At 66.0% G+C, this 13,641-nt stretch carries 12 protein-coding genes and 1 other RNA gene; 6 read left to right on the top strand and 7 right to left on the bottom strand.

Going from position 1 to position 13,641, the window contains the following annotated elements; all coding sequences use genetic code 11:
• Positions 1 to 180 precede the first annotated feature (180 nt).
• The 4 genes from pheA to gyrA all read right to left on the bottom strand — a co-directional run bounded on the left by pheA (position 181) and on the right by gyrA (position 5,821).
• Complete coding sequence (gene pheA, locus CFB52_RS05065; protein ID WP_034206715.1) at positions 181 to 1,263, bottom strand: prephenate dehydratase; 1,083 nt, start codon at positions 1,261 to 1,263, stop codon at positions 181 to 183.
• A gap of 33 nt (positions 1,264 to 1,296) precedes the next feature.
• On the bottom strand, positions 1,297 to 2,379 hold the full coding sequence (gene serC / locus CFB52_RS05060; protein WP_059574068.1) for a 3-phosphoserine/phosphohydroxythreonine transaminase: 1,083 nt from the start codon (positions 2,377 to 2,379) through the stop codon (positions 1,297 to 1,299).
• A 155-nt stretch (positions 2,380 to 2,534) separates the two neighbouring features.
• Positions 2,535 to 3,134 (bottom strand): DUF2059 domain-containing protein, encoded by a 600-nt coding sequence (locus tag CFB52_RS05055; RefSeq protein ID WP_006486966.1) that lies wholly within the window; start codon positions 3,132 to 3,134, stop codon positions 2,535 to 2,537.
• Between the two features lie 83 nt (positions 3,135 to 3,217).
• Positions 3,218 to 5,821 carry a DNA gyrase subunit A gene (gene gyrA / locus CFB52_RS05050; RefSeq protein ID WP_059574069.1) on the bottom strand — a complete coding sequence of 868 codons (2,604 nt, stop codon included), beginning with the start codon at positions 5,819 to 5,821 and terminating at the stop codon, positions 3,218 to 3,220.
• A 536-nt stretch (positions 5,822 to 6,357) separates the two neighbouring features.
• On the opposite strand from gyrA, the gene ompA reads away from it, so the two are divergent.
• From ompA to ssrA, 4 genes are all read left to right on the top strand, one after another.
• The gene (ompA, locus tag CFB52_RS05045) at positions 6,358 to 7,026 is read left to right on the top strand and encodes an outer membrane protein OmpA (RefSeq protein WP_059574070.1); all 669 of its coding nucleotides are present in this window, start codon (positions 6,358 to 6,360) and stop codon (positions 7,024 to 7,026) included.
• A 152-nt stretch (positions 7,027 to 7,178) separates the two neighbouring features.
• Positions 7,179 to 7,877: a bifunctional 2-polyprenyl-6-hydroxyphenol methylase/3-demethylubiquinol 3-O-methyltransferase UbiG gene (gene ubiG, locus CFB52_RS05040; protein WP_099316182.1), complete on the top strand. Its 699-nt coding sequence runs from the start codon at positions 7,179 to 7,181 to the stop codon at positions 7,875 to 7,877.
• 13 nt (positions 7,878 to 7,890) lie between these two features.
• Positions 7,891 to 8,604 carry a phosphoglycolate phosphatase gene (gph, locus tag CFB52_RS05035; protein ID WP_099316181.1) on the top strand — a complete coding sequence of 238 codons (714 nt, stop codon included), beginning with the start codon at positions 7,891 to 7,893 and terminating at the stop codon, positions 8,602 to 8,604.
• A 17-nt stretch (positions 8,605 to 8,621) separates the two neighbouring features.
• Positions 8,622 to 8,991: a transfer-messenger RNA gene (ssrA, locus tag CFB52_RS05030) on the top strand.
• Between the two features lie 259 nt (positions 8,992 to 9,250).
• Here ssrA and CFB52_RS05025 read toward each other — a convergent pair.
• The 3 genes from CFB52_RS05025 to CFB52_RS05015 all read right to left on the bottom strand — a co-directional run bounded on the left by CFB52_RS05025 (position 9,251) and on the right by CFB52_RS05015 (position 11,435).
• Positions 9,251 to 9,604, bottom strand: coding sequence for a DUF4148 domain-containing protein (locus tag CFB52_RS05025; RefSeq protein WP_099316180.1), 354 nt, complete (start codon positions 9,602 to 9,604; stop codon positions 9,251 to 9,253).
• Between the two features lie 353 nt (positions 9,605 to 9,957).
• Positions 9,958 to 10,227: a hypothetical protein gene (locus CFB52_RS05020; protein ID WP_059574073.1), complete on the bottom strand. Its 270-nt coding sequence runs from the start codon at positions 10,225 to 10,227 to the stop codon at positions 9,958 to 9,960.
• Between the two features lie 101 nt (positions 10,228 to 10,328).
• A complete protein-coding gene (locus tag CFB52_RS05015; protein WP_099316179.1) occupies positions 10,329 to 11,435 on the bottom strand; it encodes a substrate-binding domain-containing protein in 1,107 nt (368 codons plus the stop codon).
• A 131-nt stretch (positions 11,436 to 11,566) separates the two neighbouring features.
• Between CFB52_RS05015 and CFB52_RS05010 the strand changes: the two genes are divergently transcribed.
• Both CFB52_RS05010 and CFB52_RS05005 read left to right on the top strand, forming a co-directional pair.
• Positions 11,567 to 12,067 carry an NAD(P)H-dependent oxidoreductase subunit E gene (locus CFB52_RS05010; RefSeq protein ID WP_059574075.1) on the top strand — a complete coding sequence of 167 codons (501 nt, stop codon included), beginning with the start codon at positions 11,567 to 11,569 and terminating at the stop codon, positions 12,065 to 12,067.
• Positions 12,064 to 13,641: an NADH-quinone oxidoreductase subunit NuoF gene (locus CFB52_RS05005; RefSeq protein WP_059574076.1), complete on the top strand. Its 1,578-nt coding sequence runs from the start codon at positions 12,064 to 12,066 to the stop codon at positions 13,639 to 13,641. Before CFB52_RS05010 ends, CFB52_RS05005 begins: the two co-directional genes overlap by 4 nt.

Genomic DNA, 13,641 nt, shown 5'->3' with positions numbered 1-13,641 from the left:
AGCCAAGTTACGCGCGCGAAACGACGCCCCGCACGCGGAATTCCAGATTCCGGGCAGCGGGCCCGCATCCGGCGCAACCTGCACCGGATACCGCCCGAGCCCGCCTTCGGCAGCGCCGACCGGCCTGCCCTGCCCGCCCGGCCACCACGCCTGCACAAGCGGGCGCCGGGCCGCAGCGCGTCACCGTGCGCGCGGATACGAGCCGAGTATCTTCAGGAACGCGGCCTTCTGACCGAGTTCCGCGAGCGCGGCCGCCACCGCCGCATCGTCGCGGTGCCCTTCGATGTCGATGTAGAAGTAGTACTCCCACGTGCCAACGCGGGCCGGACGCGATTCGAAGCGCGTCATCGACACGCCGTGCCGCGCGAGCGGCTCGAGCAGCTTGAACACGGCGCCCGGCTCGTTCTTCACCGACACGATCAGCGACGTCTGGTCGTGACCGCTTTGGCCGGCCGGCTGCTTGCCGACGATCACGAAGCGCGTGCGGTTGTGTGGGTCGTCCTGGATCAGCGAGAACGCGATCTGCAAACCGTAGTGCGCGGCCGCGCGGTCGCCCGCGATCGCGGCGACGGTCGGATCGGCCGCCGCGAGGCGCGCGGCCTCCGCGTTGCTCGCCACGGCTTGCCGCTCGAGCTGCGGCGCATTCGCCGCGAGCCACTGCTGGCATTGCGCGAGCGCCTGCGCATGTGCGCAGACACGTTTCACGCCGTCGAGCGTGCCGCTCTGCGTGAGCAGGTTGTGATGGATAGGCAGCGCGAGCTCGCCGCTGATCACCAGTTGGGTCTGCAGCAGCAGGTCGAGCGTGCGCGAGACGGCGCCTTCGGTCGAATTCTCGACCGGCGCGATGCCGAACGCGGACGCACCGGCCTCGACCGAGCGGAACACCTCGTCGATCGACGGGCACGGCAGCCCTTCGATCGACTGGCCGAAATACTCGAGCATCGCCTGCTCGCTATACGTGCCGACCGGCCCGAGGAACGCGACGTGGATCGTCTGCTCGAGCGCGCGGCTCGCCGCCATGATCTCGCGCCAGATGGCGCTGATGTGCTCGCTCGCGAGCGGCCCGGCGCTCATGTCCTGCAGCCGCGCGATCACCTGCAGCTCACGCTCCGGCCGGAACACCGGCGCGTTGAAATGCTTCTTGACCTCGCCCACCTCCAGCGCCACCGCGGCGCGCTGGTTCAGGAGCGCGATCAGCTGCGCGTCGATCGCGTCGATGCGGTCGCGCAGCGGTTTCAGGCGGGAATTCAGTTCGTCGTCCATGCGTTTTGCCGTGCTGTTTGAACAGCGCCGCCGTCAGGCGCCGCGCCGCTCGAAGTCCTTCATGTACTCGACGAGCGCCTTCACGCCCTCGAGCGGCACCGCGTTGTAGATCGACGCCCGCATGCCGCCGACGGACTTGTGGCCCTTCAGCTGCAGCAGCCCGCGCGCCTTTGCGCCGGCAAGGAAGTCTTCGTTGCGCGATTCGTCGGCCAGGAAAAACGGCACGTTCATGCGCGAACGTGCTGCCGGCTCGACCTTGTTCAGATAGAAACTGCTCGCGTCGATCGTGTCGTAGAGCAGCTTCGCCTTTTCGGTGTTGCGGGCCTCGATCGCTTCGAGGCCGCCCTGCCGCTTCAGCCACTGGAACACGAGGCCCGCGATGTAGATCGCGTAGGTGGGCGGCGTGTTGTACAGCGAGTTGTTCGCGGCGATGGTCTTCCATTCGAACGCGGACGGACAGATCGACAGCGCGCGATCGAGCAGATCCTCGCGCACGATCACGACCGTCACGCCGGCCATCCCGATGTTCTTCTGCGCGCCGCCGAACAGCACGCCGTATTTCGCGACGTCCATCGGGCGCGACAGGATGTGCGACGAGACATCCGCGACCAGCGGCACGTCGCCGAGATCGGGGATCTCGAACGTCTCGACGCCGTCGATCGTCTCGTTGGTGCACAGATGCACGTAGGCCGGATCGTCCGACAACTGCCATTCGGCGCGCGCGGGCGCACGCGTGAAGCCGTCCTCCGTCTTGCCGGTCGCGGCCAGATGCGGCGTGCAGAACTTCTTCGCCTCGCCGAACGATTTCTGCGACCACGAACCCGTCACGACGAAGTCGGCCGTCTTGCGCGAGCCGAGCAGGTTCATCGGCACGATCGCGTTTTCCGCGATGCCGCCGCCCTGCAGGAACAGGATCCGGTGGCTCGCCGGCACGCCGAGCAGGTCGCGCAGGTCGGTCAGCGCGGCCTCGTGGATCGACATGAATTCCTTGCCGCGATGGCTCATCTCCATCACGCTCATGCCGCTGCCGTGCCAGTCGAGCATTTCGTCGGCGGCTTGCCGCAGCACTTCCTCGGGCATCGCCGCCGGGCCGGCGGAGAAATTAAAGACGCGCATCGTGAAAACCTCGGGAAGGACGCGACCGGCTTGCCGCCGGCAAAACGCGCCAGAAAAGAAATGGCCGCTTGCGCTCGCGCGCAAACGGCCATTATCGCACTGTCGTCAGGCTCCCGCCAAACCCGGCCGAACGGCCGGGGGCGCGCCCGGACGGCTTACTTGCCCGGCTTGACTGCTGCGACTTCCTTGTCAGCCTGCGTACGCGTTGCCTGGATCGCTTGCGGCATGTACTTCTGCATCAGGCCGTTGACCACGTCGCGACCGACCTGATCCTGAACCTGGATGAACTTGCGGCCCGTCGGGCTCTTGTAGAACGTCGTCAGATCCTTGATCTCCGACGTGCTGTAGTACTTCGCGTACGCGTCGTACTGCGCCGACATCGCATCGCTCTGGAACTGCTGCGTGCCGAACACCTTGCCTGCGCCGTCGACCAGCTTCGGCACCGCGTTCTTCTGCAGCGTCGGAACGGCAGCCTGCTTCTGCTTGTCGTTCAGCGTCTTGTTTTCCGACAGCGCGTCCGACAGGATGGCCGGTACGAGCTGCTTCGCCTGCATTTCGGCGCTGTTGCCGATTGCCGACACGAGCTTCGGCGCGTCGATCGCGTCGAGCAGATCCTTGATCGCGGCCTTCTTGTCGGCGTCGATCGGCGCAGCTGCCGCCGGAGCAGCCGGTGCGGAATTCGACAGCGCCTGCGCCATCGCGAACGTCGGCACCAGTGCAGCCAGCAGAACCAGTTGCTTGAATTGCTTTTGCATCATCACTCCCTTTTGGAAATATGAATGGTTGCTCGCCGGCCGCGGCGCTTTTCGCCCGCGGCGGCCAGAGTCTCATCCGTTCTTCAGGCTTCGCCGTCCGACGCCTCGTCGGCTTCGCCCTCTCCCTCTTCGGCCTCCGCGATCTGCTGCAGGCCAGAGAGCTTGGTACCCTCATCGAGACTGATGAGTGTAACACCTTGCGTGGCGCGCCCCATCTCGCGTATCTCGGAAACACGGGTGCGAATCAACACGCCGGCCGTCGTGATCAGCATGATCTGATCCTCGGCGTCGACGAGCGTCGCAGCCACGACCTTGCCGTTGCGCTCGGACGTCTGGATCGCGATCATACCCTTCGTGCCGCGGCCATGGCGCGTGTACTCGGTGATCGGCGTGCGCTTGCCGTAGCCGTTTTCGGTCGCGGTGAGCACGGTCTGCTCCTCGCTGCCGGCAACCAGCATCGCGATGACCTGCTGCCCGTCCTCGAGCTGCATGCCGCGCACGCCGCGCGCCTCGCGCCCCATCGGACGCACGTCGTTCTCGTCGAAACGCACGGCCTTGCCGGCGTCGGAGAACAGCATCACGTCGTGCGCGCCGTCGGTGATCGACGCACCGATCAGGTAGTCGCCGTCGTCGAGGCCGACCGCGATGATGCCCTTCTTCATCGGGCGGCTGAATGCCTCGAGCGGCGTCTTCTTCACGGTGCCGAGCGACGTCGCCATGAAGATGAACTTGTCGGCCGAGAATTCCTTGACCGGCAGCACGACGTTGATCTTCTCGCCTTCCTGCAGCGGGAACATGTTGACGATCGGACGGCCGCGCGAGTTGCGCGAGCCCTGCGGCACTTCATAGACCTTGACCCAGTACACGCGGCCGCGGTTCGAGAAGCACAGGATGTAATCGTGCGTGTTCGCGATGAACAGCGTCTCGATCCAGTCGTCTTCCTTCATCTGCGTCGCCTGCTTGCCGCGACCGCCGCGCTTCTGCGCGCGGTACTCGGACAGCGGCTGCGACTTCACGTAGCCCGCGTGCGACATCGTGACGACCATGTCCTGCGGCGTAATCAGATCCTCGGTGTTCAGCTCGGTCGCGTTCAGCTCGATCCTCGAGCGGCGCGCGTCGCCGAATTCGGCCTTCACCGAGGTCAGCTCGTCGCCGATCATCGTCGTGATCCGCTCGGGGCGCGCGAGGATGTCCAGCAGGTCGGCGATCTGCGCCATCACGTCGCGGTACTCGCCGATGATCTTGTCCTGCTCGAGGCCGGTCAGGCGCTGCAGACGCATCTGCAGGATTTCCTGCGCCTGCGTGTCGGACAGGCGGTACAGCCCGTCGCCCTGCATCCCGAACGCCGGGTTCAGGCCTTCCGGACGGTACGCGGAACGGCCGCCGGCCGCCGCGTTCTCGCTCTCGGCGCGCGTCAGCATCTCGCGCACGAGCGACGAATCCCACGGCTTCGCCATCAGCTCCTGCTTCGCGATCGGCGGCGTCGGTGCGGCCTTGATGATCGCGATGAATTCGTCGATGTTCGCGAGCGCGACCGCGAGACCTTCGAGCACGTGGCCGCGTTCGCGGGCCTTGCGCAGTTCGTAGATCGTGCGGCGCGTCAGCACTTCGCGTCGGTGCGACAGGAAGCACTGCAGGATTTCCTTCAGGTTCAGCAGCTTCGGCTGGCCGTCGACGAGCGCGACCATGTTCATGCCGAACGTGTCCTGCAGCTGCGTCGCCTTGTACAGGTTGTTCAGCACCACTTCGGGCACTTCGCCGCGCTTGAGCTCGATCACGACGCGCATGCCGCTCTTGTCGGACTCGTCGCGGATGTCGGAGATGCCCTCGAGCTTCTTCTCGTTGACGAGCTCGGCGATCCGCTCGAGCAGCGAGCGCTTGTTCACCTGGTACGGCAGCTCGTCGACGATGATCGCCATCCGCTGGCCGCGGTCGATCTCCTCGAAGTGCGTGGCCGCGCGCATCACGACGCGGCCGCGCCCGGTGCGGTAGCCGTCGCGCACGCCGGCGACGCCGTAGATGATGCCGGCCGTCGGGAAGTCCGGCGCCGGGATGATCTCGATCAGCTCGTCGATCGTCGCGTCCGGGTTGCCGAGCAGGTGCTGGCACGCGTCGACGACTTCGTTCAGGTTGTGCGGCGGGATGTTGGTCGCCATGCCGACCGCGATGCCCGACGAGCCGTTGATCAGCAGGTTCGGGATGCGCGACGGCAGGACCGACGGCTGCATTTCGTTGCCGTCGTAGTTCGGCTCGAAATCGACCGTTTCCTTGTCGATGTCGGCGAGCAGCTCGTGACCGATCTTCGCCATGCGAATTTCGGTGTAGCGCATCGCCGCGGCATTGTCGCCGTCGATCGAGCCGAAGTTGCCCTGCCCGTCGATCAGCATGTAGCGCAGCGAGAAATCCTGCGCCATCCGCACGATCGTGTCGTAGACCGCGGTATCGCCGTGAGGGTGGTATTTACCGATCACGTCACCGACGATACGCGCCGACTTCTTGTACGCGCGGTTCCAGTCGTTGTTCAGTTCGTGCATCGCGAACAGCACGCGCCGATGCACGGGCTTCAGGCCATCGCGGACATCCGGGAGGGCACGTCCGACGATCACGCTCATCGCGTAATCGAGATACGAACGGCGCATTTCCTCCTCTAGGGAGGTGGGCAGGGTCTCTTTGGCGAATTGATCCATGTATCCGTATCGTTTCGGAGCGAAGACGGCGAACGCCTTTCGCGTGGGCGCTGCATGCGCAACGCAACGCGAGATTCTAACATGCGCCCATCAGCCGCCAATTCGCCTCCCCCTCTATATATAGATAGCGAAAATCGCGGCGGCGGCAAGCCGGGCGCGACTGCGCGCCCGGCTCGGACCCGACGTCGCGGACGACTGCGCGGCGCGCGTTTCATGCGCACGCGTAAACAACCGCACGCCGGCGCACAACCTCACGCGCGCTCTTGACAATTTCTAAAAGTTGCGGCAGGCCGGTGTTGCGCATGCACCACAAAGTTGAAGCGATCTTGGGGTGGGGAGGATTTTTTTTCGTAGGAAGGGAACGATATGGCAAAATGCCAACGCACTGAAAGTTAGACGCTGCTCGAAGTCTACCTACAAGGAGCGGCGCCGCATTTTTGTGCCGCACCAATGTTATACTTCGAGCAATGTATGACTTGTCACCGTCAACAGGCTCGCAGTAAACCTGCGGTAATCTCAATTTCGAGAGGAGAAATATGAATAAACTTTCAAAGCTCGCGTTCATTGCAGCTACCGCAGTTATGGCTGCATCCGCTTCGGCACAATCGGTGCCGGCGTCGCGTCAGGCCGTCAATGACAACTGGGTGAACGGCACGGGCGAATGGGTGTGGATGAACGGCACGAACGAGCTCTGCTGGCGCGATGCGTTCTGGACGCCGGCCACCGCCAACGCCAAGTGCGATGGCGCACTGGTCGCCCAGGCACCGCAGCCGCCGGTCGCTCCGGTCGCTCCGGTCATCTCGAGCCAGAAGATCACGTATCAAGCCGACGCACTGTTCGACTTCGACAAGGCAACGCTGAAGCCGCTGGGCAAGCAGAAGCTGGACGAACTGGCTTCGAAGATCCAAGGCATGAACACGGAAGTGGTCGTTGCAACGGGCTACACGGACCGCATCGGTTCGGACAAGTACAACGACCGCCTGTCGCTGCGCCGTGCTCAAGCCGTGAAGTCGTACCTGGTCAGCAAGGGTGTGCCGGCCAACAAGATCTACACGGAAGGCAAGGGCAAGCGCAACCCGGTTACGACTGGCTGCAACCAGAAGAACCGCAAGCAACTCATCGCCTGCCTCGCACCGGACCGCCGCGTGGAAGTCGAAGTGGTTGGTACGCAGCAAGTGGAAAAGACGACCGTTCCGGCAAACTAAGCCGCGGCTCTCGACTGCTTCAAAGCCCCGCTCCGGCGGGGCTTTTTCATTGACGCCCGTCCAGGCGCTCGCTGGCCTCGTCGTTCGCCCGCTTATATACTCGGGGCTGACGCACCGAAGCACCGCCCTCCTCTCGTAGCCCGTTTGCCGACATGACCAACGCCGATCCGCACGAACTCCAGAAATTCAGCGACCTCGCCCATCGGTGGTGGGATCCGAATGCCGAATTCAAACCGCTGCACGACCTGAACCCGGTCCGGCTCGGCTGGATCGATGCCCATGCGCATCTGGCCGGCAAGCGCGCGCTCGACATCGGCTGCGGCGGCGGCATCCTGTCCGAATCGATGGCCGGGCTCGGCGCCCAGGTGAAAGGCATCGATCTGTCGACCGAAGCGCTGGGCGTGGCCGACCTGCACAGCCTCGAAAGCGGCATTTCGGTCGAATACGAGGCGATCGCCGCCGAAGCGATCGCCGCGCGCGAACCCGGCACCTACGACGTCGTCACGTGCATGGAGATGCTCGAGCACGTGCCGTCGCCCGGCGACATCGTGGCCGCGTGCGCGACGCTCGTGAAGCCGGGCGGCTGGGTGTTCTTCTCGACGCTCAACCGCAACCTGAAGTCCTACCTGTTCGCCGTGATCGGCGCGGAGTACATCGCGCAAATGCTGCCGAAGGGCACGCACGACTATGCGCGCTTCATCCGCCCGTCGGAACTGGCCGGCTTCGTGCGCGCGACGGGTCTGCACATCGTCGAGATCAAGGGCATCACCTATCACCCGATCGGCAAGCGCTTCGCGCTGTCGAACGACACCGACATCAACTACCTCGTCGCGTGCCGCCGCGGCGCGTGACCCTCCGAACGGCATGACGACTCCCTTTTCGACCGCGCGGATCGCAGACGAACCGCGCCTGCTGCACTGCGATGCGGTCCTGTTCGACCTGGACGGCACGCTCGCCGACACAGCGCCCGATCTCGCGGCAGCCGTCAACAAGATGCAGCGCGCGCGCGGCCTGCCCGAAACGCCGCTCGACGTGTTGCGGCCGCTGGCGTCCGCCGGCGCGCGGGGCCTGTTGGGCGGCGCGTTCGGCATCGATCCGCACACGCCCGGCTACGAAGCGATGCGCGACGAGTTCCTGATCAATTACGCAACGGATATCTGCGTACATACCACGCTGTTTCCCGGCATCGGCGACGTGCTCGACGAACTCGATGCGCGCGGCGTGCGCTGGGGCATCGTCACGAACAAGGCGATGCGCCTCACGGCGCCGCTCGCCGACCTGCTCGGCCTGTCGTCGCGCGCGGCCTGCATCGTCGGGGGCGACACAACGCCGCACTCGAAGCCGCACCCGGCTCCGCTGCTGCATGCGGCAGCGCAGATGGCGCTCGCGCCCGAGCGCATCGTCTATGTCGGCGACGATCTTCGCGACATTCAGGCCGGAAGCGCCGCCGGCATGGCGACGGTCGCCGCCGCGTACGGCTACTGCGGCGACGGCGCGGCGCCGGCTGACTGGCAAGCGCAGCATCTCGTCGGTTCGACGCAGGAACTGCGGCACCTGCTGCGCGATGTTGGGCTATAATGGTCGATCTTATCCGCGGGGGCGACCTGGTTTCGACAGGGGTTGTGAAGCGGCTAGGGCATGTCGAGGACCCGTCACCTCGTTAATCAATGGGAAAATCGTAACTGCAAACGACGATACGTTCGCACTGGCAGCCTAAGGGCCGCCGTCCTCTGCCTAGTTCACTGACGGGCTAGTGTCGCAAGACCGGTAGCAATACCGCCAGAGGTCATTTACGTCAGTTAAGCCCTGTCGGCGTCGCGACGCCAGGGTCGAAAACCTAGCGAATCGCCGTAGTGCAGCGTGTTCGTCCGCGTCGCTGCGGTTAAATCAAAAGACCGAACTAAACATGTAGAACTAGTCGTGGAGCGCTTCTGGACGCGGGTTCGATTCCCGCCGCCTCCACCAAATTCCGCGCTCGTCGCACGAACCCCGCATGACGCCAGTCTGCGGGGTTTTTTGTTGCCGGCGACACGCACGCCGACTCCTTCCGAAAAAGCACCCAGCCCCGGACGGGCCGGGCGGAATGCCACCGGTGCTCCGGCGGCAGGAGGTGACGGATGTTCTGGCGCGGTCGCCCCATCAGCGATTGCGCCGCGCAGCGGCCGGCCCGCTGGTCAGGGTTTGGGCACGACTTGGGCCCCGACCGTGACCGGCGACGCGGGGCTCAACTGCCGCGATACAGCGACTTCATTTCGTCCGCGCTGGCCGGGCGCACGCCCATTGCGCGCGAACCCGACGCCGATGCGCCCTGTGCCTGCGCACCGTAGCCGCTGGCGTCGGCGCCTTGAGCTTGAGCCAGTGCGCTGCGCTGCTGCTCCGCGACACGCGCGGTTGCGGCCTGGATCGCTTCCGGATAATGCGGATCTTCGCCGCGAGCGGAGTTGTAACCGGCCTGCTGCAGTTGAACCAGTTCGGCACGGACCTGCGCACGGGTGATCGTCGAGCCCGACTGGGCGAACGACGCAACCGGGGCAACGAGAGCGGCAGCAACGACAACGGCTTGAACGAGCGACTTCATGATGACCTACCTCCAGATTTGTCTGATTCGGCGGTGAACACCCTTGATCAGCGCCGACAAACCGAAGTTTATGTAGGTGGATGCTTAAGAATAAGGCAGGTTTCAGGAAGACATCCTTCCTGATTTACGGGTTAACCCTAGGCTCCTGTCCGAAAGGTGATGCGGGCAAATCGCCGTTTCGTCTCCCGCGTTGCATGAAGGGCCGCGGAAAAGCACGAGCCCCGAAAAGCGCAGGCTTTGCGGGGCTCGAACAAAGCAAGATTGGGTGGAGCGCGGGTAGCAGGTCTGTCGGTTGATCGATCCGTGACGCAGAAGACAGCACCCCACTTGGGCACAGGCCAACTGCCTCCGCGCTACCGGGCATCCATCGGGCACTTCAGGTTGCAGCCGTTCGGGTCGCCCAGGTCGCCCTTGCGGCGCAACGCCGACTTCTTGCCGGTCTGGTATTTGTCCGACGGCGCCGATGCCGCGAACGGCATCTGCGGATGTTCGTTCAGTCGGAACTGTTCGCTCAGGATGCCGCCGGGCACGCCCGGGGAATTCTGCGCGAACGCAAACGGCGAAGCGACGACCAGCAACCCCGCGGTCAACGCTGCCGCGGCAAGGGGAACGGGAAATTTCATGGCGGGATGACGCCTGAACGGCGTGCTTGTTGGAACGTTGATCAAGCGGCAAGCGTAGCGCAAATCCCCCGCTGCTGCAGCGCGGTTCGATCGCGTCCTCGTTACCGGGAATTGCCGTCCGGCACGCTCGTGCCGTCGCCGCCGGCCAGCCCGGTCGCGATGCGCTCCAGCGCGCCGCACGCAGCCGGATCGTAGCCGTCGAGATGCGCGACGCGTTCGACGAAGCGTGCGTCGCGCAGCAGCGCCAGCACATCGGCGAGCGGCCGCACATCGAGCCGCGCGCGTTCGCATGCGAAGTAATAGTCTTCGTCGACGATCGGGATGAAGTCGAGCCCGAAGTGACGGGCGGCCGGCTCGACGCCGAAGCCGAGATCGGCCATGCCGCTCGCGACGAACGCCGCGATCGCCGAATGCGTGAGTTCGGCCGACGCATAGCCGTCGATGCGCTCCGGATCGATGCCGATCGCGCGCAGCGCGAGATCCAGCAGCATGCGCGTGCCCGACCCCGGCTGGCGGTTGACGAAGCGGATGTCGTCACGCGCGAGATCCGCCAGCCCGCGCACCTGCTTCGGGTTGCCGCGCGGCACGAACAGCCCCTGCTGGCGGCGTGTGAGATGGATCAGCACGTGGCGCGCGTCGTCGAGCCACGGCCGGTAGATCTGCGCGCACTGCGCGCGAAACGCGCCGCGCGGCAAATGGAAACCGGCGAGGTCGCATTCGCCGCGGGCGAGCGCCTGCACGGCCTCGACGCTCTCGCGATACTTGATGTCGACGGCCGCCTGCGCATCGACGAGCGCGGAAACGAGCGTCGCGACCGCATAACCGTGCGACGCATGGATGCGCACGGCGCCGTCGCGCTGCGCGAGCCGCCGGTTCAGGTCGCTGGCCACCTCGGCCGCCAGCGTGCGCAGGTTCCCGTCGAGGCGACTATGCGCCAGACGCTGCGCATCGACGACCGCCCGGCCGAGCGCCGACAACGTCGAACCCTTGCCGCGCGCGGTTTCGATCAATTCCCCGCCGATGCACGATTCCAGCGCGCGCAGCATGCCCCACGCGTGCCGGTACGACAGTCCCTTGGCTTGCGCGGCCTGCGCGATGCTGCCCGTATCGGCCACGAGTTCCAGCAGCGGAGCGACGTCCGACAGACTGGCCGACCGGCCTTCCGTGTCGCGTACGGTCAGATACGCGTCGCATTCGATCCGAATCAATTATGCACTCCGATTTCCTATTGCGACCGCGAAATCTTCCGCTTATCGTGGGTGAAAATCAATCAGAACGAAGTCGCGATGCGCACTATATGAATTTCGAGCGCATATGAGGCTTTGGAGGAGCAAAACCGATGTCCCCGAATTCCCCTGCGCCCGACGTGCTCGTCGAGCGCCATGCGCGCGCCGGCCGCTCGCTCGTCGCGATCCTGCATGCGATCCAGGACGACGCGGGCTACGTGCCGGCGGGCTGCGTCGCGCCGCTGGCCAAGGTGCTGAACCTGTCGCGCGCGGAAGTGCATGGCGTCCTGACCTACTACCACCATTTCCGCACCGCGCCGCCCGCCCGCGTGACGATCCAGATGTGCCGCGCCGAAGCGTGCCGCAGCATGGGCTGCGAGGCGCTCGCCGCCCACGCGCAAGCCCGCACGGGCTGCCGGTTCGACGCCAAGCACGGCGATGCCGCCGCGGCCCGTACGCCGGACGACGTCGCGCTCGAGTCGGTCTACTGCCTCGGACTGTGCGCGCAATCGCCGTCGATGACGGTCAACGGGGTGCTCCACGCCAAGGTCACGCCGGAGAAGTTCGACGCGCTGCTGGCCGACGCGGTGGCCCACGCGCAGGAGGCGGCATGACGACCCGCATCTACGTTCCGCGCGATTCGTCCGCGCTGGCGCTCGGCGCCGACGCGCTCGCCGCCGCGATCTCGGCCGAGGCCGAACGGCGCGGGGTCGCCATCGAGGTGGTCCGCAACGGGTCACGCGGGCTGCTGTGGCTCGAACCGCTCGTCGAGGTCGGGACGGCCGCAGGTCGCGTCGGCTATGCCAACCTGTCGGCCGCCGACGTGCCCGCCCTGTTCGACGCCGGCTGGCTCGACGGCGGCGCGCACCCGAGCGGCGTCGGCCTCGTCGACGCGCTGCCCTACCTCGCCCGCCAGCAGCGGCTCACGTTCGCACGGATCGGCCTGACCGATCCGCTGTCGATCGACGACTATCTGCAACACGAGGGGCTTGCCGGCCTGAAGAACGCGCTGGCGCTCGACGGCGACACCGCATGCGAAACGCTGATCGAGTCGGGGCTGCGCGGCCGCGGCGGCGCGGCGTTCCCGGCCGGCATCAAGTGGCGTACCGTGCGGCAGGCGCGCGCCGCGCAGAAATACATCGTCTGCAACGCGGACGAAGGCGATTCGGGCACGTTCTCCGACCGCCTGCTGATGGAATGCGACCCGTACTGCCTGATCGAAGGGATGATCATCGCGGGCGTCGCCACCGGCGCGACGGTCGGCTACATCTACGTGCGCAGCGAATACCCGCACGCGATCGCCACGCTCGAAGCGGCAATCGTCCGCGCGCGTGAAGCCGGCTGGCTCGGCGAGCACGTGCTCGGCTCCGCGCACGCGTTCGAGCTGCACGTCGCGAAAGGCGCGGGCTCGTACGTATGCGGCGAGGAAACGGCGCTGCTCGAATCGCTCGAGGGCAAGCGCGGCGTCGTGCGCGCGAAGCCGCCGCTGCCCGCGCTCGCCGGCCTGTTCGGCCAGCCGACGGTCATCAACAACGTGATCACGCTCGCGACGGCGCCCGTGATTTTCGCGCGCGGCGCCGCGTTCTATCGCGACTACGGGATGGGCCGCTCGCGCGGCACGCTGCCGTTCCAGCTCGCAGGCAACATCCGTCACGGCGGTCTCGTCGAGCTCGCGTTCGGCGTCACGCTGCGCGAACTGCTGTTCGACTTCGGCGGCGGCACGGCCAGCGGCCGGCCGGCACGCGCCGCGCAGGTCGGCGGCCCGCTCGGCACCTACCTGCCCGACCACCAGTGGGACGTGCCGCTCGACTACGAGGCGTACGCGGCGATTGGCGCGGTCGTCGGCCACGGCGGCATCGTGCTGCACGACGACACGTCGAATCTCGCCGAGCTGGCCGAGTATGCGATGAAGTTCTGCGCGATCGAATCGTGCGGCAAGTGCACGCCGTGCCGGATCGGCTCGACGCGCGGTGTCGAGACGATCGCGCGGATCCGCCACGGCGATACGTCGGAGCGGCAGGTCACGCTGTTGCGCGACCTGTGCGACACGATGCTGGCCGGTTCGCTATGCGCGATGGGCGGCATGACGCCGTACCCGGTGCTGTCCGCACTCGACCATTTCCCCGAAGATTTCGGGCTCGCTGCCGGCAAGGATGCCGCGTCGGGCCCGGTCAAGGCCGCGGCCTGA

Source organism: Burkholderia sp. AU18528 (genome assembly GCF_002223215.2).
Lineage (GTDB): Bacteria > Pseudomonadota > Gammaproteobacteria > Burkholderiales > Burkholderiaceae > Burkholderia > Burkholderia semiarida.
Note: the sequence above shows the minus strand (reverse complement) of the source record. Positions and strands in the feature narration are given on the sequence as shown.

Bases quoted from the DNA above. Each gene is read 5' to 3' on its own strand.
- pheA (WP_034206715.1), bottom strand. From the start codon at position 1,263: ATGGACGACGAACTGAATTCCCGCCTGAAACCGCTGCGCGACCGCATC.
- serC (WP_059574068.1), bottom strand. From the start codon at position 2,379: ATGCGCGTCTTTAATTTCTCCGCCGGCCCGGCGGCGATGCCCGAGGAA.
- CFB52_RS05055 (WP_006486966.1), bottom strand. From the start codon at position 3,134: ATGCAAAAGCAATTCAAGCAACTGGTTCTGCTGGCTGCACTGGTGCCG.
- gyrA (WP_059574069.1), bottom strand. From the start codon at position 5,821: ATGGATCAATTCGCCAAAGAGACCCTGCCCACCTCCCTAGAGGAGGAA.
- ompA (WP_059574070.1), top strand. From the start codon at position 6,358: ATGAATAAACTTTCAAAGCTCGCGTTCATTGCAGCTACCGCAGTTATG.
- ubiG (WP_099316182.1), top strand. From the start codon at position 7,179: ATGACCAACGCCGATCCGCACGAACTCCAGAAATTCAGCGACCTCGCC.
- gph (WP_099316181.1), top strand. From the start codon at position 7,891: ATGACGACTCCCTTTTCGACCGCGCGGATCGCAGACGAACCGCGCCTG.
- CFB52_RS05025 (WP_099316180.1), bottom strand. From the start codon at position 9,604: ATGAAGTCGCTCGTTCAAGCCGTTGTCGTTGCTGCCGCTCTCGTTGCC.
- CFB52_RS05020 (WP_059574073.1), bottom strand. From the start codon at position 10,227: ATGAAATTTCCCGTTCCCCTTGCCGCGGCAGCGTTGACCGCGGGGTTG.
- CFB52_RS05010 (WP_059574075.1), top strand. From the start codon at position 11,567: ATGTCCCCGAATTCCCCTGCGCCCGACGTGCTCGTCGAGCGCCATGCG.
- CFB52_RS05005 (WP_059574076.1), top strand. From the start codon at position 12,064: ATGACGACCCGCATCTACGTTCCGCGCGATTCGTCCGCGCTGGCGCTC.